Raw genomic sequence first — 20,179 nt, 5'->3', positions numbered from 1 at the left:
TCGTGTTCACGCTCACTCACTGTGATGTGATGTGTATCACAGTACTGGGTCGATTATTGACATAGAGCGCAGCTGTCGCGAATCTTCTTTTTGGCGTGTCGCAGGCGCGGTGAAATTGGCACCCAAGGCGCCCCCTCGGTTCTTGGGTGACTAGACGAGACGCCAAGGTGAGTAAATGGAACGCCAGAACTCAGTCGTGGAGTTTCCGAGACACGTCAGCAACCTCGACGGCCGGGAGGAGATCATTTCCGGCCTGCGGAACGACCTCGAAGCCACGGGGGAGGGCAAGCCGGCCGGGGTCCTGCTGGAGGCGCCGGGCGGCATGGGCAAGAGCTCGGTGCTGCGGGCGATGTGCGAGTACGCCGACGAACTGGGGTTCGCGGTGCTGCACGGGCGCGCCAGCGAGGTCGACCGGGTCATTCCGTGGACCACGTTGAGGGGAGTGCTCCGGAGCAATCCCGCGATGGTCCCCGGCAACCCGTTGCTGGTCCCGCCGGATCAGGCGGACAGGTACACGCTGATCGACGAGATCGAGCGAAGGATCAGGCTGGCGGCCGGACAACGACCGGTGGTCGTCGTCCTCGACGACGCCCACTGGGCCGACGAGATGACCGCGCTGGCACTGCGGGTGCTCGTGCCCGCGTTGGCGCGGTCGCCGGTCTCGTGGTTGCTGAGCAGGCGCGTCACGCAGCGGCACACCCCCGCGCAGCGGGCACTCGACTGGCTCGCCGGGGAACACCTGCGGCGGGTGCGCCTCGCCCCGCTCCGCGACGACGCGGTGCGGCGGATCTGTGTCACCCGGCTCCGCGCCACGCCCGACGCCTCCGTGCTGGGCAGGCTGGCCGGCTGCGCCGGGCACCCGCAGCTGGTGGAGCAACTGCTGGCGTCGCTGCTCCGTGGTGGTTACATCGGCGTCGACAACGGTGTCGCCACCATGCGCGACGAGAAGCTTCCCGACGACTTCGTGGCCGTCGTCCACGAGTGGCTGGACGAGCTGTCCACGCGCGCGCGACAGGTCCTCGACGCCGTGTCCGTGCTCGGCAGGCCCTTCACCCTGAGCGAGGCGGCCGAGCTGGTCGGCGGCACGGGGCCGGAGCTGGTGCCCGCGGTGAACGAGGCCGTGCACGCCGGCGTGCTCGTCGACCTCGGCACCAGCCTGGACTTCCGGCACGATCTGCTCCGCGAAGCCGTCTACGCCCGCCTTTCGGCGCCGGTGCGGTCGGCGTTGCACCAGGGGGCGGCGGCCGTGCTGCGCCGTTCGGGGCGGCCGATCGTGGAAGCCGCCGAGCACCTGCTGCGCAGCGGCGGCCCCGCGGGGGACGCCGCGCACGGGCCGATCCGCCGCGCCATCCGGGAGGCGGCTTCGCATTCCCTCGACGCGGCCGCGGACCTGCTGGTCCGGGTGGTCGAGCAGGTGGAGCCGCACGCGCTGAGCGACGAGGGGATGGCCGCCGAGGTGGTCCGGCTGCTGGCCTCGGCCGGCAGGCTGTCCTGGGCGCGCCGGCTGGGCGAGGACGCGCTCCGCAAGGGGATGGACCCCGAGGACGAGGCGGGCCTGCTGCTGGGCCTGGCCGAAGCGCGCAAGCACGAGGGACGCAACTCCACCGCGGTCGAGTACACCCGGCGCGCGCTGAGCCTTCCGGGGTTGCGGGAGTCGACCCGGGCGCGGCTGCTGTCGGTGCAGGCGCACGGGTTGCTGTACTCCACCGAGACCGAGCAGGCCGAGAACGCCGCGGCCGAGGCGGTGCGGTTGGCCGAGAGCGCGGGCGACCACGCCTCCTGGGTGTTCGGCACCGTGGTGCGCAGCGCGGTCGAGCAGTCCCGGGGAGAACTCGGCTCCGCGGTCGACCGCGCGCGGGAGGCGGTGAAGCTCAGCGACCGGATCGGTGGGGAGCCCGCGCAGCGGCATCCGCGGTTGTGGCTGGCCTCGGCGCTCCGGGCCGTCGACCGGTTCGCCGAGGCGGACGCGGTGTGCGAGGTGGGGCAGAAGGAGGCCGCCCAGCTCGGCACCGCGTGGTCCCAGCCGCTGTGGCACTACTACCGGGCCGAGCTGAGGATGGCCGCCGGGCGTCTGGAGGACGCGGCGGCCGAGGCCACGGCGGGTGTCGCGGTCGCGGAACGGCTCAGTGCGATGGCGCTCACCGTCCCCTGTCTCGCCTTGCTGGGCCGGATTTCCGTGCATCGCGGCCAGTTGGACGACGCGTCCCGGCACCTGCACCGGGCCAGCCAGCTGATGGCCGAGGGGGTGATCGTCGGCCCGGAGGGCCTGAGCTGGGAATGGGCGGTCCTGCACCTGGCGCGGGGGGAGCGGACCGAAGCACTGAACCGCCTGCACGGGATCTACCGTGGACTGCCGGACCGGGTCGCGATCCTCATCACCGAGCCACTGGCCGGGGCGACGCTCGTGCGTATCGCGTGCGAAACGGGGCGGCCCGAGCTCGCCAGGAAGGTCCTCGCCGCGTGCCGGAAGCTGGCGGAGCGCAACCCCGCCGTGGACTCCGTGTGCGGGGCGGCCGCCTACGCCGCGGGAGTGCTCCACGACGACCGGGCGCTGCTCCAGGAAGCGCTGGAGGCGTTCCAGCGCACGCCGCGGAGGCTGAGCCAGGCGATCCTGATGGAGGAGGTGGCGCTGGCCGAGCGCGCACACGGCAGCCGGGGGCGGGCGAAGGCGTTGCTGCACGACGCGGGCAGGCTGTACGCCTCGTGCGGTGCCACGCGAGACGCGGCACGTACCCGGCGCGCGCTGCGCGAGGCCGACAGCCGGTCGTCCGGTACGGGCGGGTACGCCTCGACGGGGCTCGGCTGCCTGACGAGCTCGGAGCTGCGTGTGGTGCGGCTGGTGGCCCGGGGACTGACCAACCGGGAGGTCGCGGCAAGGCTCTACCTGTCCCCGCACACAGTGGACAGCCACCTCCGGCACAGCTTCACCAAGCTCGGCGTGACCAGCCGGGTGGAGCTGACCAGAAAGTTCCTCTCCATGCCCGAAGGGCAGCAGTATCACGAGAAGACGTGATACCCGGCGTTCCACCGCCCCGGCACGATGAGGCGTAGCGGCTCGGCGGAAGGAAAACCGTCGAGCACGGGACGGAAGCCCGCTCAGCGACACGGTAACGGCCGGGTGACCCGGCGAGCCGCGAGCACGACGGGCGAGTCGGTTCGGCTGCCGGAGGAGTGAGAGTGGCGGGGTCACGAGACGGTGCGCGGACCACGAACGATGACCTACTGGACCGGATCCTGTGTGGTGACGCTCCCGAGTTCGCTGTGCTGTACCGGCCGGAGGCACACGGTGAGTCCACTGTGGAGGTTATGGCCGGGAGCTCGGAGCCGGTGGGCGCGATCCGGGACCTGCTCGACGCGCGTCCCGGCGCGGGTGCAGGCACCGATGGCGGCGTGCGCCACGACGTGCTGGCCATGATCCCGTACCGGCAGGTGCGGGAGCGGGGGTTCGAATGCAGGGACGATCGTTCGCCGATCGTGGCGCTGCGCGTCGAGGAGCAGGACGCCGTCCCGCGCGACGAGCTCGTGCGGAAGCTTCCCGACACCGAGATCCGGTTGCGTGACACCGGGTTCGACGTGACGGACGACGAGTACTCGAAGATCGTGGAGCAGGTGCTGACCGAGGAGATCGGCAGGGGAGCGGGCTCCAACTTCGTCATCCAGCGCGGGTTCGTGGCCACGGTCGAGGACTTCGGGCTCGAGCAGGCGCTGACGCTGTATCGCCGCCTGCTGTCCGGGGAGACCGGGGCGTACTGGACGTTCCTCGTGCGGACCCGCGAGCGCACGTTCCTCGGAGCGAGCCCCGAGCGGCACGTCACCCTCCAGTTCGGGACCGCCACGATGAACCCGATCAGCGGCACCTACCGGTACGGACCCGAGGGGCCGACCATGGACGACCTGATGGCATTCCTCGCCGACACCAAGGAGTCCGACGAGCTTCGGATGGTCGTGGACGAGGAACTGAAGATGATGTCCAGGGTGTGCGCGCCGGGCCCGCGAGTGCTCGGCCCCTACCTGAAGGAGATGGCCAACCTGGCGCACACCGAGTACCTGATCGAGGGCGACAGCTCGCTCGATGTCGCGCGGGTGCTGCGCGACACGATGTTCGCGCCGACGGTGGTCGGCAGCCCGCTGGAGAACGCCTTCCGGGTGGTGGCCCGGCACGAGGCGACCGGTCGCGGGTACTACAGCGGGGTCGCGGCATTGATCGGGACGGACGGCGCGGGGCGCCAGCTGCTGGACTCGGCGATCCTCATCCGCACCGCGGAGCTGGCGAACACCGGGAAACTGCGCCTCGGTGTCGGGGCGACTCTCGTGCGCCACTCCGACGCCGACTCGGAGGTCGCGGAGACCTGGGCGAAGGCGACCGGCCTGCTGCGCGCGCTGGGCAGGGAAACGGGACGGGAGCGTCCGCTTCGCGCGCCCGGCGCGCGGCCCGCGCTGCGCGACGACCTGCGGGTGCGGTCCACCCTGCGGAGGAGAAACGACGCGCTGGCACGGTACTGGTTCGAGCGGCCCCGGAACCGGTACCGGCCGGAACCGGACCTGCTCGGCATGCGGGTCGTGGTCGTGGACGCGGAGGACGCGTTCACCGAGATGCTCGCGCACCAGCTGCGCTCGCTCGGGCTCGACATCACGGTGCGGTCCCACCAGCGGCAGCTGGACGCGGCCGCGACCGCCCCGGAGTCGCTGGTGGTGGTCGGCCCGGGACCCGGCGATCCCCGTGACCCGCGAGATCCGAGGATCGGCAACCTGCGCGCGGTGGTGAGCCGCCTGCTGGCGAACCGGAGCCCGCTGATCGCGATCTGCCTCGGACACCAGGTCCTCTGCACGCTGCTCGGGCTGCGGGTCGTGCGCAGGGATGTGCCGAACCAGGGGGTCCAGCGCGAGATCGACCTCTTCGGCACCCGCCGGACGGTCGGGTTCTACAACACGTTCACCGCCGTGGCCGCGACCGACGAGCTGCGGCCGCCGGACGGCTCCGATCCGGTCGCGGTGAGCAGGGATCCGCACACCGGCGAGGTGTACGGGCTGCGCGGGCCCCGTCTCGCCTCGGTGCAGTTCCACCCGGAGTCACTGCTCAGCATCGATGGGCCAGCGATCCTGGCCGAACTGGTCTCGCACACCAGGGCGGTCACGCCCGCCCACTCCCAACCGCAGAGGAATCACCCTGATGAGAGCCGGACTGGCAGTTCCTGACGCAGTAAGCAGCAACGATCCTCGGTACGCCGGGCCGGCGTTCTGGCAGTACCCCGCGGCACAGCAACCGAACTGGCACACGCACCCGGAGTACGAGGAGGTCCGGCGGAAGATCTCCGGCAGACCCCCGCTGGTCTCCTGGCCCGAAGTGGCCGCGTTGCGGACCGCGCTGGCGGAGGTCGCCGCGGGCGACGCCCACCTGCTGCAGGCGGGGGACTGCGCGGAGAGCATCTGGGAGTGTGACAGCCGGCAGACCGCGCGCAGGATCGAGATCGTGCGCGCGCTCGGTGACCAGATGGCGTCGGCGGGCACGAGGGTGCTCCGGGTGGGCCGGATGGGCGGCCAGTTCGCGAAGCCCCGGTCGAGGGAGACCGAACGGATCGGTGGCCGGGATCTGCCGGTGTTCCGCGGCCACCTGGTCAACTCGGAGGAGCCGACGCTGGAGGCACGCCAGCACGACCCGTGCCGGATGCTCTGGGCGTACGACGCGAGCAAGGGGGTGCTGGACCAGCTCCACCGGACGCGCATCCGCGACCGGTACGCCTCCGGCTCCGAAGGCGTCGTCGACGGCCCGTGGGCGAGCCACGAGGCCCTGGTGCTGGACTACGAGGGCGCGCTGGTCGACCGGGACCGGGAGACCGGCACGACCTACCTCTCGTCCACGCACCTGCCGTGGATCGGCGAACGTACCCGGCAGCCGCAGGGGGCGCACGTGCGCCTGCTCGCCTCCGTGCGCAACCCCGTCGGCTGCAAGATCGGGCCGAAGAGCACACCCGACGAGGTGGCCGAGCTGTGTGAGCTGCTCGACCCCGGCCGGGAGCCGGGCAGGCTGACCCTCATCGCGCGGATGGGCAAGGACGAGGTGGAGCGGGCCCTCCCGCCGATCGTGGAGGCGGTCGCGAGGGCGGGGCATCCGGTGATCTGGCTCACCGATCCCATGCACGGCAACACCGTCCGGTCGTCCAGTGGACGCAAGACCCGCTACCTCGCCGACATTCTCGAGGAAGCCTGCGCGGCCAAACGGGTGCTGCGCGGGCACGGGCAGCACGCCGCCGGAATCCACTGCGAGGTCGCGACCACCCCGGTGACGGAGTGCGTCGGCGGGCCGGTGCCCGACGAGGAGGCACTCGAGCGGAACTACACGACGCTGTGCGACCCCAGGCTCGGGCCCGAGCAGGCCAGCGAGCTCGTGTCCGAGTGGCTCCGGGCCTGACCGGAGCGACAGCCGACAACCGACATCGGGAGCCGACCATGAACTCCGGAATCGAGGGAACAGTCGCGCTGGTGACGGGCGCCTCCGGCGGCATCGGGACCGCCGTGGTGCGCGCGATCGCCGAACGCGGCGGGGACGTCGCGGCGGTCGACGTGAGCGCCGGGCCGAAGAGCGCCGGGCCGGTCGGTGCGGGCAAAGTCCGCCGGTACGTCGCCGACGTCACCGACAGCGCCGCCGTGGACGAGCTCGTGGACCAGGTGGAGCGGGATCTCGGCCCGATCGGCCACCTGGTGAACGCGGCGGGCGTGCTGCGCACCGGGCACGTCGTCGACCTGTCCGACGCGGACTGGGACGTGATGCTGTCGGTCAACGCCTTCGGCGTCTTTCACGTCTCCCGGGCCGTGGCCCGCCGCATGATTCCCCGGCGTGGCGGGACCATCGTCACCGTGACGTCGAACGCGGCGAGCGTGCCCCGGATCGGCATGACGGGGTACGCCGCGTCGAAGGCGGCGGCGACGCAGTTCACCAGGAGCCTGGGGCTGGAGCTGGCCGGGTTCGGCATCCGCTGCAACGTGATCGCCCCGGGATCCACCGACACGCCGATGCTGCGGTCTCTGTGGTCCTCGGACAGCGACCGGGCGGCCACGATCGACGGCTCGCCGGACGGTTACCGGGCGGGCATCCCGTTGCGCAAGGTGGCCACACCGCGCGACATCGCGAACGCCGTGGTGTTCCTGCTCTCCGACGAGGCAGGCCACATCACGCTGGAGTCGCTGTGCGTGGACGGCGGCGCGGCGCTGGGGGCGGTATGAGCATTCCGACGATCACGCCGTACCCGATGCCCGATCCGGCCCGGCGGTGGGACGGGAGCCTGCGCTGGCGCCCGGACCCCGCCCGGGCGGCCCTGCTGATCCACGACATGCAGAACTACTTCCTCGAGTTCTTCCCCAGGGGACGGTCGCCGCGGACGGAACTGGTGAAGAACACGGCGCGGATCGCGGAAGTGGCGCGTGTGCGCGGAGTTCCGGTCCTCTACACGGCCCAGCCGGGCAACATGACTCGCGAGCAGCGAGGGCTGCTGCGGGACGTGTGGGGTGACGGGATGGGCGACGACGAGCACGCCAGAAGCATCGTCGACGAGCTCAGCCCGGAGCCCGGCGACGTGGTGCTCACGAAATGGCGCTACAGCGCCTTCGCGCGCTCGGACCTCGACACGAGGCTCGAGTACCTCGGCCGCGATCAGCTGATCGTGTGCGGGGTCTACGCGCACGTGGGCTGCCTGATGACCGCCTGCGACGCGTTCACTCGGGACATCGAGACGTTCCTCGTGCTGGACGCCGTCGCCGATTTCAGCGCCGACTACCACCAGCTCGCGGTGAGCTACGCGGGCACGCGCTGCGCGGCGACGCCGACCACCGACGAGGTGGTCAGCGCGCTCGGGGACGGACCGGCGCCGGGCTAGCGGAGAACGCGGCGCCGGCATCGAGGGGCTCGATGCCGGCGCTCCCGCGCGAGGTCAGTCGGCGCGGCCGTTGCCGCTGACCTGGGAGGTGGGCTCGATCCCCGCCGCGCCGGTGACCCGGCGCCACACCTCGAAGCCCTTCTTGAACAGGACGACTCCGCCGAGCGGGAGGAGGATCTCCAATGCCTCCAGCATCTCCTGAGGGGTGAGGCCGATGGACAGCCCGGCGCGGAGATGCTGCTCGAGGTCGCTCTCGTCGCCGTCGAGGGCCACCAGGAGCACGATGAACAGCAGCTCCTTCGTGCGGAGGTCGAGCGAGCGCTCGTCGAGCACCGCGGTGCGGGTGAGGTTGTCGGTGGCCACGAGCACATCGAAGTCGTGCCTGGCCATGACCTTGTGGAAGTCCAGTACGAAACCGCGACCTGCGGCCAGTTTGTCGATGTAGGACTGAGCGTCCATGGCGTGCCTTTCTGTACGGGGCCTCGGAAGGGCATTGACCACGATAGGGCGGCGAGGAGGCCGCGAACGACGCGTGAATGCGTGATGTGCCCGGGATTCCGGCTCGGCAGAATCGATCTCGGGTGAGCACTATCCACAGGAGCCGGAGCGAGGAGAGGACGAGATGGCTGAGGACAAGGTGATGAAATTCGTGGCCAAGCCGATCAACAGGGAGGTGTTCAAGAACGGCAGCTCCGAGACCAACATCGGGGACCGGAGCCTGTTCACCCACGCGCTCTTCCGGGACGGGGAGGAGGTCGGCTTCGACGGCGGTGCCTGCACCGTGGTGCGGATCGAGGACGACGGCAGGTACTACATTCTGTGCAACGTGAGCATGATGCTGCCGGAGGGCACGATCGCCTTCCAGACCTTCGTCGAGGAGGTCTTCCCGCCGCCGCCCTTCTACGCGGCCATCACCGGCGGAACCGGGGAGTACCGGGGCATCAGCGGGGAGATGCACATCGACCCGGCCAGCCCGGACACTCACTACTACACGCTGTACCTGGACTGACGGCTGTCTCCGCGGGGGTGGCGCCGGTGAGCGAGAACCGTGGTGCCCACCACGGAAACACTCACCAGCGCCACCCCCGCGCGTGGTCGGTCACCGCGCCGGAACGCCCGGCGGGATGTTGTGGTTGACCCGGAACATGTTGGCGGGGTCGTAGGACCGTTTGAGCATCGCCAGTCTCCGGTAGGTCTCCTCGCCGAAGGCGGCTCGCACCCGCGCCGGATCGGCGTCCGCGACACCGAGGAAGTTGAGGTTGGCGGTGCCGGTGCTCCAGGGCGCCATGCGGTCCAGCAGCACACCGTCGTAACCGTCGTCGGCCGTGGTCGCGGTGTAGAGCTGGAACGCGGCGTCGCGGCCGCTCACCGCGTTGGGCACCGCGGGCTCGCGGCTCAGCGCGCCACCGAGGTGACGGAGCTCCACCAGCCGCAGTGGGCAGGCACTGTCCGGGCCCGTCAGGTCCAGCAGCTCGTCGAGGGCGTCCTCGTCCCAGCGGCGCAGGAACGCGGCCCGCTCGTGCAACGCGGCAGGCTGGGTCGGGTCGTTGTGGATGCTTCCGGATTCGGTGAACGGCATGTCACGCAGCGAATCCTGGATCGGAATCGCGACGGTCCGCAGTGGCCGGACGATCCGTTCCCCGTCCACCGTCTCACCGTGGTACGCGATGCGCACCTGCACGACGAACCGGCCGCGGAGCTCCGGCGGCATCGCGCCGTCCCACGGGAACCGGATCAACGCCACCGAGGAGGACATCTCCTCCGGTACCTGGTACGCCCACTGCCGGTAGGCGTCGAGCACCTTCGGCGCGTCGGTGGCCCGGAAGGACAGTGCGCCCCCGTAGATCCGCGAGGCCGGCAGCAGGTCCAGTTCCATGGACGTGACCACGCCGAAGTTGCCCTTGCCGCCACGCAGCCCCCAGAACAGGTCCGGATACTGCCCCGGGTCGGCACGGCGGAGGCTGCCGTGCGCGGTCACCACGTCGATGCTGCGAACGTGGTCGGCGGCGTAGCCGAACGTCCTGCCCAGCAGGGCCAGCCCGCCGCCGAGCGTGTAGCCGACCGCGCCCACCGCGGACGACGATCCGCTCGGCGGTGCCAGCCCGAACAGGGCGCATTCGCGGATCACCCGGTCCCAGCGCACCCCGGCCTCGATCCGCGCGGTACGGGTGTGCGGGTCGACGTAGAGGCTGCGCATCCGCCGGGTGTTCACCAGTACGGTGGTGTCGTCGGCCGCGACCGAGGCACCGTGCCCGGTGTTGAGCACGCCCACCGCGAGACCCTGCTCGGCGGCGAACTCGACCGTGGCGACCACATCGGATGGTCCGGCGGCTTCGACGAGCGCCGCGGGACGGTGCTCCACCAGCAGGTTGTAGCCCGAGCGGCGCTCGTCGTAGCCGTCGTTTCCCGCGGTGTAGAGCGTCCCGGCCAGGCGCGGGGCCAGCTGCTCGCGCGCCCGTCCCGCCGGGCTCGCGGACCGGCGCCCGACCCGGGGTGTCTGGCTCGGCCCTGGTCTGCGGTGGGCGGATGGCCTGGTGGCCGCAGGCGGGGTGGCGGTCATCTGTACTCCTTGGTGTGGTGACTCGGTGGTGGCCCTCCGGAAGCGGCGGGAGATCCACCCGCGCACGCTCCGCGTGGTGCTCACACCGTCGCCGGGTCGTGGACGGGAGAACCGGCCCGCTCCGCGGCGTCCAGCTCCGGATAGATCGGGCAGGTGTGCAGCGGCTCGAACTCGGCGAAGGTGTCCCAGCGGCGCTGTCCGCGCAACCACGTGTTGAGCGGGTTGAGGTCACTCCAGAAGTCCCCGCTGAGGACGCGCGCGAACCAACGGTCCCGGTCCACCGAGAACCCACGCTCGATGAGGTAGGCCCCCAGCCGGTACTCGGACTCGTAGTAGGCCGAGATCAGCCGGGTGTAGGAGTCGTATCCGGTCTTGTACAGGCCGGCGTACCGTTGTTGCAGTTCCCCGGCCCGCTCGGGCTCCGCCAGCATGCGGTCCACCGTCCGCGCCGCTTCCCGGCCGGTGGTGATGGCGAGGAAGGTGCCGCCGGAGAAGATGGGGTCGATGAACGTGCCCGCGTCCCCGGCCATCAGCCAGCCGGCCCCGGTCACCATGTCGGAGTAGTAGCAGTAGTCGCTCTCCACCCTGGTCTCGGAGGCGGGCGTGGTACCGCGGAGCCGCTGGAGGATCCGGGGAGCGCGGCTCAGGTGCTCGTCCAGCACCGCGTCGCGGCTCGGTGCGCCGGTGAGCACGGACTTGGGCATGACCGCGCCGATGCTGATCGTGTCCGGCCAGATGGGGATGGCCCACAACCAGCCGTCCCGGTGCCCGGCGATCTGGATGTCGCCCTCGTGACCGGGGTTGTTGCTCTCGTCGAGACCGGTGTAGTGGCGGAACACCGCGATGTTGCGCAGCCAGCTGATCTCCCGCCGGGTGTCGAAGTGGTGGGCGATCTTGCTGGCCCGGCCGCCGGCATCGATCACCCACGGCGCCCGCGCGACGTGGGACCGCTTCTGGTGTTCGTACCGCACCCCGGTGAGCCTGCCGTCGTCGTCGAACAGCAGCTCGTGCACCATCGCGTTCTCCACCAGCTCGGCACCGCGGCGGGCCGCGTGCCGCGCGAGGAACTCGTCGAAGTGCGCCCGCTCCACCTGGAAGGTCGTCGGCTGCCGGAGCGGTCCCTGGTCGGCGAAGTCGGTCCGCCGGTAGTCACCGTTCGGGAAGATGAACTCCGCGCCGGTCTTGATCGGGTAGCCCTGCCGGAGGGCGTCCTCGTAGAGCCCGAGCTGGCGGAGGATCTCGGCGGTGTAGGTCAGCTGCGACTCTCCGATGTGGAACCGCGGCAGGCCGCGCCGTTCCAGTAGCAGCACCGAACGGCCCGCATCGGCCAGCACCATCGCCGCGGTCGCGCCCGCCGGTCCGGCCCCGATGACGATGGCGTCGTAGGTCGCGTCCGGGGCTTCGTGGGATTCGTTTCGCTGCGTCATCACGCCCTCCTTGTTGGTGTGGTAGCCGGGTCGGGGGCCCCTCCGGGCCCCGAGGCGGTCAGCTCGACGTTCTCCAGCCAGGTGGGGAAGGACACGCGGTAGATCGGCATCGCGGCGGCGGTGGTCACCACGGCGACCACGACCAGGATCGAGAACAGCTGCGGGGTGACCAGTCCGTGCGCGAGTCCCACGTTGATGAAGATCAGGATGATGAGTCCGCGGGCGTTCATCAGCCCGCCGACGGCCGACGCGTGCCGCCACGACATGCCCAGCCCGCGGACCGCCAGCCCGCAGCCGAGGTACTTCCCGGCGAACGCGACGGCGAGGATGACCGCGGTCGGCAGCAGCAGGCTGACGTCGATCAGCGTACCGAGCTGGGTGTTCAGCCCGGAGAAGGCGAAGAAGACCGGGAGCAGCAACAGCGAGCTCATGTCACCCAGCCGGCTCTGGATCTGGGCCCGCAGCACGGTCGACCTCGGGATCGCGAGCCCGGCGAGGAAGCCGCCGAAGATGGCGTGCACGCCGACGAGCTCGCTGACGGACCCGCTGGCGAGCACCACCAGCAGGATCACGACCATTCCGCCCGGCTCGAGGTGCCCGCGGCGCTCCGTGTTGCGGGCCAGGACGCCGAGCGCCCTCCGGACCGCGGTGAGCATGACCAGGGTGAGGCCGGCCAGCCCGGCCACGGCCACCACCGCGGAGCTCGTGGCGCCCGCCGCCCCGAGCGCGATGACCAGCGCGAGCAGGGTCCACGCCACGGCGTCGTCGATGGCTGCCGCCATCGTGATCAGCGTGCCGATCCGGGTGTCCTGGATCCCGCGCTCCCGCAGGATCCTCGCCAGCATCGGAAACGCCGTCACCGAAAGGGCGCCACCCAGGAACATCGTGAACGCGACCGTGTCCGACCCGGGAACCGCGAGCTCGTCGAAGAACACGACGGCGGTCAGCGCGCCCAGTGCCATGGGCAGCAGCAACCCGCCCGAGGCGATCGCGATGGAGCCGCGGACGGTCCCGCGGTCGACGTGGTCGTGGTTGATCCCGCAGCCGACCAGGAACATGAAGAACGTCAGGCCGATCACGCTCAGCACGTAGAGCACGGACCGCACGTCGTCCGGGAACAGCTGCTGCGTGGCGGGCAGCAGGGCCCCGGCCACCGAGGGGCCCAGCACGACACCGGCGGCCATCTCACCGAAGACGCGGGGCTGCCCGATCATCAGCGCCAGGCGCCCGAACAGGGCGGTCGCCACCAGAATGACGACCAGCGCGGTCAGGACCCCGATCGCCAACGTCGTTTCCACGTTCCAGCTCCACCCCGCCAGTAGGGATATGCGATGCCCTCAGCCAATACCGTGCTCGCTGCGCGCCATGGCCGACATCCCGTGATCACGTGATCCGGCGGGTGTTTCCGGGTCCGCGCGGATGTGCGAGGCTGGCGCCGGTTGATCGAACACGGAGGGACGCCAGATGAGCATCTTCTCGGAACTGGAGCTTCGTTACCTGAACGAAGGGGTGAGCCTCGGCCGGCTGGCGACGATCGACGCGCAGGGGCGCCCGCACGTCGTGCCCACGGGGTGGAACTACAACCCGACGACGGACACGATCGACATCGGCGGCCGGGATTTCGCCAACACCCGCAAGTTCCGCAACGTCCAGGCCAACCCGAAGGTCGGGTTCGTCGTGGACGACGTGCTGCCCCCGTGGAAGCCCAGGTGCGTGCAGGTTCGCGGCACGGCCGAGGCGTTGCTCAGCGCCGCCTGGCCGGACGGCTCCGCGCGGGACGCGATCATCCGGATCACGCCGGAGAAGGTGGTGAGCTGGGGGCTCGAGGATCTCGCGGGCACCGCTGGTGAGTAGGAGCCGGCGGGCAGGAAGCGTCGCCGGCGCAACGGAAACGCACTCACCAGCGGTGCCGGGGGGTCAACGGTTCAACGCGGTACGCACTCCAGGACCGCGTTGCCCCAGTGGGCGGGCAGCACGCGCTGGACGCTCAGTCCGGCTCGCCCTGCCAGTTCCTCGAACTCCGGGAGCGTCCTTTCCTTCCCACCGAAGTAGACCAGCATGTGCAGGTCGAGGTAGGTGAACGAGGGATCCGCCTCGGTGCCGGAGGGCACGATCTCCGCGATGAGCACCTTGCCGCGCGGGCCGGTGGCTTCGGCGCACCGGCGGAGAATGCGGACCGCCGCGTCGTCGTCCCAGTCGTGGAGGATCTTCGACAGCAGGTAGACGTCGGCACCAGCGGGGAGGGGGTCGAAGAAGCTGCCCGCGACCACCGGGCAGCGTTCCGCCAGCCCGAGCGCCACCAGGTTCTCCTCCGCGCCGCGCACGGTGCTCGGCAGGTCGACGACCGTGCCGTGGACGTGCTCGTTGGCAAGCAGGATCCTGGCCAGCAGCGCGCCGTTGCCGCCGCCGACGTCGACAACGGTGCGCACACCGCTCCAGTCGTAGGCGTCCTCGATCCCGGCCTGGCTCACGTTCGCGGCCTGCATCCGCGCGAACGCGGCCGCCCGTTCCGGACTGCCGTCGAGGTCCTCCCAGAACCCGCGCCCGTACATCGTCGCGTACGACGGTTTCCCGGTGCGGATGCTGTCCAGCAGGTGGATGAAGGACAGGTCACCGCGGCCCACCGGGCCCTCCAGGTCGAAACGTTCCCGCAGCCCGGCGGGATGCCCGGAGCGCAGCGGCCGGGCGAGGTCGGTGAGCTGGTACTCGCCGTCCGCGGTCTCGGCGAAGACCCCGCGTGCGTGCAGGAACCGCAGTAGCCGGCGCAGCGACGGGGCATGCGTACCGGTCACCTCGGCGAGCTCGGCGACGCCGGTGCGGCCGGCCACGATGTGGTCGGCGAGGCCGAGTGTGGCGGCCACCCTGATCGCGACCGGCGCGAGCATGTCGGCGAGCCGCATCAGCGGGGCGATCTCGGCGAACGGCACCTGCCTCGGCGGGGTTCCCTTCGTCGCGTCGATCGGGGACTGTCCTGCTTGGGTAGACAAGGTCATCTCCTCCACGGTCTTTCCGGCTCGGTCTGCCCGGCACGTCAGGCGGCCACCACCGCTTCGGCGTCGTAGTCGTAGAGCCAGGCCTTCTCCAGCACGTCCTCGTTCGCGGGGCGGGCGGACCCGCCGGCCGTGGCGCCGTCGTCCAGGTGCAGCTTCTTCGTGTTGCCCCGGGACATCCGCTGGATCGCGTCGGTGCGGGGCTGACGCAGGCTCTCGTAGTGCCGCAACGCGGCCCGCACGTTGCCCGGCCCGTGCCGGCGAAGGCAGGCCACCAGCGTGAAGGCGTCCTCGATCGCCTGGTTGGCCCCCTGGGCCATGAACGGCAACATCGGGTGGGCCGCGTCGCCGACCAGCGTGATGTGGTCACCGGACCAGTGGCCGACCGTGTCGCGGTCGTGCAGGGCCCACACCCCCACCGAGTCGGCGGCCCCGACGAGGCGCCGAACGGCCGGATGCCAGTCGCGGTAGGCCGCGACCACGTCGGACACCGAACCGGTCGCCGACCACGACTCGGCGTGCCACGTGGCCGCCGGGATCGTGGCGCCGAAGCTGTACTGCCTGCCGCCGGACACCGGGTAGCACACGCAGTGCCGGTCGGGCCCGAGCCAGAGCCGGACCTTCGGCTCGGCCGGGGGGAAGTCCAGCCGGTCGGCGGGGACGACGCCGCGGTAGATCGTCTGACCGGAGAACCTCGGCTCGTCGGCGACCAGGCTCTCCCGCACCACGGAGTGGATACCGTCGGCACCGACGATCACCGGGGCGTCGACGGAGGAGCCGTCCTCGAACCAGGCCGTGGCGTGACCGGCCCCGTCCGCCACGCCGACGCACCTGCTGTTCAGGTGCACGTTGCCAGGGGGTAGCAGGTCCAGCAGGCCCTGGTGCAGGTCGGCGCGGTGCACCGTGTAGTACGGCGCGTCGAACAGCTGCTCGCAACGCTGGCCGAGGACAGTCCGCCGGACCAGCCGGTCGTCGTGCCCGGTGCGCAGCTCGATGGCCTCGACGGTGAGCGCGGTGAGCCCGAGCCTGCGCCGCAGGCCGAGCCGGTGCAGCAGCCGAGAGGCGTTCGGCGCTATCTGGACGCCCGCCCCGACCTCGCTGAGCTGCCGGGTCTGTTCGAAGACCTCACAGCGGACACCGGCACGGGACAGTGCCGCTGCCACGGTGAGCCCGGCTATCCCGCCGCCGAGGACGGCGACGTCGAGTTTCTGGTGCACGGCAAGCCTCACTGCGTTCGGTGGTGTTCGGTGGCGTTCGGTGGTGCTGGACGGCGGCGCGGGGCTCAGTGGTAGACGATCGCCTTGCTCCAGTCCTCGTCCGGACCGAAGAGGCTTCGCGGTTTGACCACGTCCTGGTTGCCGACGAGGACGTCGCGCGGCACGAGCGTGCCGGGCGGCAGCCCCCGCACGTCGCAGGGCACCCCCAGCTCCGCGTCGATGAGGCGGACGAGGTCGGCGCAGGTGACGTCGCGGTGCTCGGACGGCACCTCGATCTCGACCGTGAGCCGGTCGGGATGCGCCTTGGCCCGCCAGAACAACACGTCGCGGTCCTCCGGGAGAGCGAACACCAGCTGCTCGAGCCGGTCCTGGGTGATCCGGGTGTTCCCGACGGGGTAACCGAAAGCCGTGCGACCGAGGATGCGCACCGTCGGCAGCCGCCAGCCGCAGCGACAGTCCCGATAGGACACCTCGACGTTGTCTTCCTGGTTGTACCGCACGAGCGGCATCGCCTGCCGGAACAACGGGGTCACGACGAGCTGGCCGACGCCCTCCCGGTCCATCCGGCCGGTGCCGGGGTCGTACACCTCGAACAGGAACCGGTCGGCCCACAGGTGCAGTGTGCCCTCGGGGCATTCACCGGCCATGCTCCCGACCTCGGTCGAGCCGTACTCCTCGATGACCGGCACTCCCCAGAGCCGGCTGATCCGGGCGCGGCGTGCCGGGCTGACCGGGTCGCCGCCGACGAACAGCGCCCGCAGCGCGGGGAAGTCACGTCCGGGGCGGTAGCCGAGTTCGCGGGCGCTCGCCGCCCACAGCAGCGTCTCCGCCGCCATCGACCAGCTCAGCGTCACCTCCAGGTCGTGAAGCAGCCGCACGATGCGAGCGCACGGCGTGGCCAGCGACCGGTTGTCGCCCGGGACGACCGTCGCCCCGTGCAGGCGCGCTCCGGCCTGCGCGAGGTGCCCGGTCACCATCAGGGCGTAGGGGGTGCGGACCAGGAAGGTGTCCTCGGCCGAGATGCCGATCCACTTGCGGGCGTACCGCTCGGCGAGATCGAGCCAGTCCGCCTCGGTGTAGTACGAGGGCGTGGGCCGACCGGCCGTGCCGCTGGACTCGTGATAGGTCGCGAGTGCGCTCCTGGGCACCGCGAGCAGGCCGAACGGATAGCTGTCCCGCAGGTCCTGCTTGGTGGTCGGCCGCACGGAGCCGAAGTCGGACGCCGGGGTGCCGGCGAGCCGGTCCCGGTAGAACCGGGACGCCGAAGCCCGTTCGAGCACCCGGGGAAGCTCCTTGCGCTGCAACTCCGCCAGTTCGTCGAAGTCGTGCCAGTCGCCGATCTGTGGCAGTACGGTGGCGGTCACGATCTCACCTCGCTGAATAGCCGTTCCGCGTTGGTCCGGGTGATGCGCTGGAACTGGTCGTCGTCCAGCTCCAGCGCCCGCAGCTTGGTCAGCTCGACCTCCAGGTGCTGCAACGGGTACTCGCTGCCGAACAGCACCCGGTCGGCGCCGAGGCGCCGCACGGCCGCCCTGGCGACGCCCCAGTAGCAGCCGGAGAGCTCCGCCGAGATGTGCTCGACGTCGCGGATCAGGTTGAGCGCGTGGAAGTCGATGCCGATGAACCCGCAGTGGCCGAGCACGAACCGCACGCGGGGAAACCGGCGCGCGAGGGCCACCAGCTCGGCCGTGTCGCAGCCGGAGCGCCCGATGCACACCACGTACACCGGGTGTCCCGCCTGCTCCGCGACCTCGACGAGGGCGATGTTGCGCTCGTCGGTGAGCGCGACACCGTGGATCGACGGCGACAGCTCCAGGCCGCGGAAGTCGGCCGCCCTGGAACGGTAGTCGTCGGCACCGCGATGCGGGTTGCCGAAGTAGAAGGGGATGAGCCGGCCGCCGCTGCGGGAGCAGTCCCGCAGCAGGGCGTCGTTGTCCGCATCGGACTCCACGAACCCGCCGGTCAGGATGTGTGTCGCGAGTGTGTCGAGGTCGACCACACCACCGGAACAGACCGCGGCCCGTTCGATGCCCGCGGTGTCCATCGCGGCCAGCATCGTGTCCAGCGCCTGCGGCCGCGGCGCCAGCCGGGCGTGGAAGTCGATGATCCGACCGGGAGACATCCGTTCCTCCCGGTCACTGCTCAAGGCAGTACTCGTGGATCGGGTAGCCGACGTGCCGTTCCTTGTCCGGCAGGTAGCCGAGTACGACGTCCCCCGGTTTGAGCTCGGTGGAGTTGAGCACCGCGCCACCGGGGCCGAGCACCCTGACGTGCCAGTCGTCCTGCAGGATCAGGTTCACCGTCTCGCCGGTGGGCGCGACCGCGTCGACGGACAGCAGCGGGCGGGTCTCGATCTTGACGCGGCCGACGGCGACCATCCTGGTCTGGCCCTTGACGTCGACGGCCTGGACGCGGCTGCCCGAACGAAGCTCGCTCAGGTAGTTGGTGCGGCCGTTCTCGGAGAGCGTGTAGGAGTGGATCGCCCCGGCGTTGACCCGGAACGGCCGGGTCGGCATGTAGGGCAGTGGGTGCGTCTCGCTGACGCACAGGACCATCCCCTTGGAGTAGGAGCCGACGAGCATGCCCTCGTCCTCACGGAAGTGCGTGCACGTGTCGACGCACGCCCGCTCGCCCATGCCGACATGGGTCACCGCGGTGACCTCCAGGTGCACGAGGTCGAGGTCCGGTGAGGTGGTCTCGGCGGCCTGCTTGAGCGCGGTCGGCGCGCCCACGCTGCCGGGGGCCAGCATGACGCCGTCGGAGCCGTGCTCGAGCACGCCGAACACGATCCCGGCCTCCTCGACGTCGGCGACCTCGGTGATGAGGCTGCCCTCGGCGGCGTGCGCGGCGGCGAGGACGATCTCGAGCGGGATCTTGGTGGGGTCGCGGAACTTGAGCAGCGTCCACCGCTCGCCGCGCGCGGCCGTGCAGGCGTCCTCGAGCGTCGGCGCGTCGACCACCTCGACGAACCGGCCGAACTCGGTGCCGGTGTGGCGAGTGGCCAGCTCGGCCGGGGTGGGGTGCTCCGTCGGGTCCACGATGACCAGGTCGGCCGGACCGAAGTCGGCGGGCAGTGACTGACCCCTCGGGAAGAACACCCGCTTGACGGTGGGCGGCAGCGCGTCGAGGTCGGCCAGGTCGTCGGTGACGATCGCGTCGATCCGCTGGTGCACCGCCTCCTCCACGATGGCGTCCTTGATCGGGCCGAGGCCACGGATGTCCAGCCAGGCGAGTTTGTTCATGGTGTTCCTTCTTCCGGTCGGATCGGATGTGGCGTGGGTCAGGCGGGTTGCGCGGCGGACGCCCGCGACGACGCGTCGAGGAACGGGACGGGTCCACTGTGGATTCTCTGTGCGATGAGCCGGGCCGTCGTGCCCGGGTGCTCGGCCTGGAACACGTTGCGGCCCATGGCCACCCCGGCGCCACCGCCGTGGAGCACGTCGTCGACGTAGTCCAGCAGGGCCTCCGTCGTCGGGAGGCGAGGACCGCCGGTGGCCAGCATCGGCAGCGGGCAGGACGAGGTGATCGCGGTCAGCGCCTCGACCGACCCGGGATACGGGGCCTTGACGAGATCGGCGCCGAGATCCACCGCGAGTGACGTGGCGTGCGAGACCAGGTCGGGGCTGCCCGGGTCGCTGATCTTCGGTCCGCGCGGGTAGATCATCGCCAGCAGCGGCATGTTCCAGCGGTCGCAGGCGTCGGCGACCGCCGCCATGTCGGCGATCTGCCGCCGCTCGTCCAGCGAGCCGAGGTTCACGTGCACGCTCACCGCGTCCGCGCCCAGCCGGAGCGCCTCCTCGACCGAGGACACGAGGTACTTGGCGTCGGGATCCGGCGCGTGCCTGGTGCTGGCGCTGAGGTGGACGATCAGCGAGGTGTGCGAGAACCACTGGTGATCGACGTAGCGGAGGCTGCCCTTGTGCAGCACCACCGCATCCACCTCGTTGGTCGCGATGCTGCCGACCAGCTCGTTCAGGCTGCGGCGGCCCGTGATCGGGCCGTTGCTGACCGAGTGGTCCAGCGGTACGACCAGCAGCCTGCCGCCGCCGTGCCGGTACAGCCGGCGCAGCCGTAGCTGCTTGGCGAAGGTGTTGTTCATCCGGAGGCCGTCCTT

Annotated in this window: 17 protein-coding genes; 7 read left to right on the top strand and 10 right to left on the bottom strand. The window is 70.9% G+C overall.

Features of this window, described 5'->3' with window-relative positions; translation table 11 throughout:
• The first annotated feature begins 196 nt into the window (after positions 1 to 196).
• The 5 genes from B0I33_RS15700 to B0I33_RS15680 all read left to right on the top strand — a co-directional run bounded on the left by B0I33_RS15700 (position 197) and on the right by B0I33_RS15680 (position 7,871).
• Complete coding sequence (locus B0I33_RS15700) at positions 197 to 3,013, top strand: helix-turn-helix transcriptional regulator (RefSeq protein WP_181193313.1); 2,817 nt, start codon at positions 197 to 199, stop codon at positions 3,011 to 3,013.
• Positions 3,014 to 3,306: 293 nt separating this feature from the next.
• Positions 3,307 to 5,196 carry an anthranilate synthase family protein gene (locus B0I33_RS15695; protein ID WP_106179532.1) on the top strand — a complete coding sequence of 630 codons (1,890 nt, stop codon included), beginning with the start codon at positions 3,307 to 3,309 and terminating at the stop codon, positions 5,194 to 5,196.
• The gene (locus tag B0I33_RS15690; RefSeq protein WP_106179531.1) at positions 5,171 to 6,409 is read left to right on the top strand and encodes a 3-deoxy-7-phosphoheptulonate synthase; all 1,239 of its coding nucleotides are present in this window, start codon (positions 5,171 to 5,173) and stop codon (positions 6,407 to 6,409) included. The genes B0I33_RS15695 and B0I33_RS15690 overlap by 26 nt, the downstream gene beginning before the upstream one ends.
• A gap of 38 nt (positions 6,410 to 6,447) precedes the next feature.
• On the top strand, positions 6,448 to 7,221 hold the full coding sequence (locus tag B0I33_RS15685) for a 2,3-dihydro-2,3-dihydroxybenzoate dehydrogenase (RefSeq protein WP_106179530.1): 774 nt from the start codon (positions 6,448 to 6,450) through the stop codon (positions 7,219 to 7,221).
• A complete protein-coding gene (locus B0I33_RS15680; protein WP_106179529.1) occupies positions 7,218 to 7,871 on the top strand; it encodes an isochorismatase family protein in 654 nt (217 codons plus the stop codon). Before B0I33_RS15685 ends, B0I33_RS15680 begins: the two co-directional genes overlap by 4 nt.
• 54 nt (positions 7,872 to 7,925) lie before the next feature.
• Here the strand turns inward: B0I33_RS15680 and B0I33_RS15675 are convergent, their stop codons facing one another.
• Positions 7,926 to 8,330, bottom strand: a complete 405-nt coding sequence (locus B0I33_RS15675) for a carboxymuconolactone decarboxylase family protein (protein WP_106179528.1) — start codon at positions 8,328 to 8,330, stop codon at positions 7,926 to 7,928.
• 163 nt (positions 8,331 to 8,493) lie between these two features.
• Between B0I33_RS15675 and B0I33_RS15670 the strand changes: the two genes are divergently transcribed.
• A complete protein-coding gene (locus tag B0I33_RS15670; RefSeq protein WP_106179527.1) occupies positions 8,494 to 8,880 on the top strand; it encodes an allene oxide cyclase barrel-like domain-containing protein in 387 nt (128 codons plus the stop codon).
• A 90-nt stretch (positions 8,881 to 8,970) separates the two neighbouring features.
• Here the strand turns inward: B0I33_RS15670 and B0I33_RS15665 are convergent, their stop codons facing one another.
• From B0I33_RS15665 to B0I33_RS15655, 3 genes are all read right to left on the bottom strand, one after another.
• The gene (locus B0I33_RS15665; RefSeq protein WP_106179526.1) at positions 8,971 to 10,431 is read right to left on the bottom strand and encodes an FAD-binding oxidoreductase; all 1,461 of its coding nucleotides are present in this window, start codon (positions 10,429 to 10,431) and stop codon (positions 8,971 to 8,973) included.
• 80 nt (positions 10,432 to 10,511) lie between these two features.
• Complete coding sequence (locus tag B0I33_RS15660) at positions 10,512 to 11,858, bottom strand: NAD(P)/FAD-dependent oxidoreductase (RefSeq protein WP_106179525.1); 1,347 nt, start codon at positions 11,856 to 11,858, stop codon at positions 10,512 to 10,514.
• On the bottom strand, positions 11,858 to 13,156 hold the full coding sequence (locus B0I33_RS15655) for a cation:proton antiporter domain-containing protein (RefSeq protein ID WP_146147505.1): 1,299 nt from the start codon (positions 13,154 to 13,156) through the stop codon (positions 11,858 to 11,860). Before B0I33_RS15655 ends, B0I33_RS15660 begins: the two co-directional genes overlap by 1 nt.
• A 166-nt stretch (positions 13,157 to 13,322) precedes the next feature.
• Here B0I33_RS15655 and B0I33_RS15650 point away from each other — a divergent pair, with 166 nt between their 5' ends.
• Positions 13,323 to 13,712, top strand: a complete 390-nt coding sequence (locus B0I33_RS15650) for a PPOX class F420-dependent oxidoreductase (protein ID WP_106179523.1) — start codon at positions 13,323 to 13,325, stop codon at positions 13,710 to 13,712.
• A 71-nt stretch (positions 13,713 to 13,783) separates the two neighbouring features.
• Here the strand turns inward: B0I33_RS15650 and B0I33_RS15645 are convergent, their stop codons facing one another.
• From B0I33_RS15645 to B0I33_RS15620, 6 genes are all read right to left on the bottom strand, one after another.
• On the bottom strand, positions 13,784 to 14,851 hold the full coding sequence (locus tag B0I33_RS15645) for a methyltransferase (protein ID WP_219927196.1): 1,068 nt from the start codon (positions 14,849 to 14,851) through the stop codon (positions 13,784 to 13,786).
• A gap of 38 nt (positions 14,852 to 14,889) precedes the next feature.
• The gene (locus tag B0I33_RS15640; RefSeq protein ID WP_106179522.1) at positions 14,890 to 16,065 is read right to left on the bottom strand and encodes an FAD-dependent monooxygenase; all 1,176 of its coding nucleotides are present in this window, start codon (positions 16,063 to 16,065) and stop codon (positions 14,890 to 14,892) included.
• A 65-nt stretch (positions 16,066 to 16,130) separates the two neighbouring features.
• Positions 16,131 to 17,429 (bottom strand): phenylacetate--CoA ligase family protein, encoded by a 1,299-nt coding sequence (locus B0I33_RS15635; RefSeq protein ID WP_245900723.1) that lies wholly within the window; start codon positions 17,427 to 17,429, stop codon positions 16,131 to 16,133.
• Positions 17,426 to 18,187 carry an amidohydrolase family protein gene (locus B0I33_RS15630; protein ID WP_106179521.1) on the bottom strand — a complete coding sequence of 254 codons (762 nt, stop codon included), beginning with the start codon at positions 18,185 to 18,187 and terminating at the stop codon, positions 17,426 to 17,428. Before B0I33_RS15630 ends, B0I33_RS15635 begins: the two co-directional genes overlap by 4 nt.
• 13 nt (positions 18,188 to 18,200) lie before the next feature.
• Positions 18,201 to 19,307: a 3-dehydroquinate synthase II gene (locus B0I33_RS15625; RefSeq protein ID WP_106179520.1), complete on the bottom strand. Its 1,107-nt coding sequence runs from the start codon at positions 19,305 to 19,307 to the stop codon at positions 18,201 to 18,203.
• Positions 19,308 to 19,345: 38 nt separating this feature from the next.
• On the bottom strand, positions 19,346 to 20,164 hold the full coding sequence (locus tag B0I33_RS15620) for a 2-amino-3,7-dideoxy-D-threo-hept-6-ulosonate synthase (protein WP_106179519.1): 819 nt from the start codon (positions 20,162 to 20,164) through the stop codon (positions 19,346 to 19,348).
• Positions 20,165 to 20,179: the final 15 nt, after the last annotated feature.

It is taken from the genome of Prauserella shujinwangii, from assembly GCF_003001955.1.
Taxonomy (GTDB): Bacteria; Actinomycetota; Actinomycetes; order Mycobacteriales; family Pseudonocardiaceae; genus Qaidamihabitans; species Qaidamihabitans shujinwangii.
The sequence above is the reverse complement of the archived record's forward strand: the minus strand, read 5'-3'. Positions and strand labels throughout refer to the sequence as shown.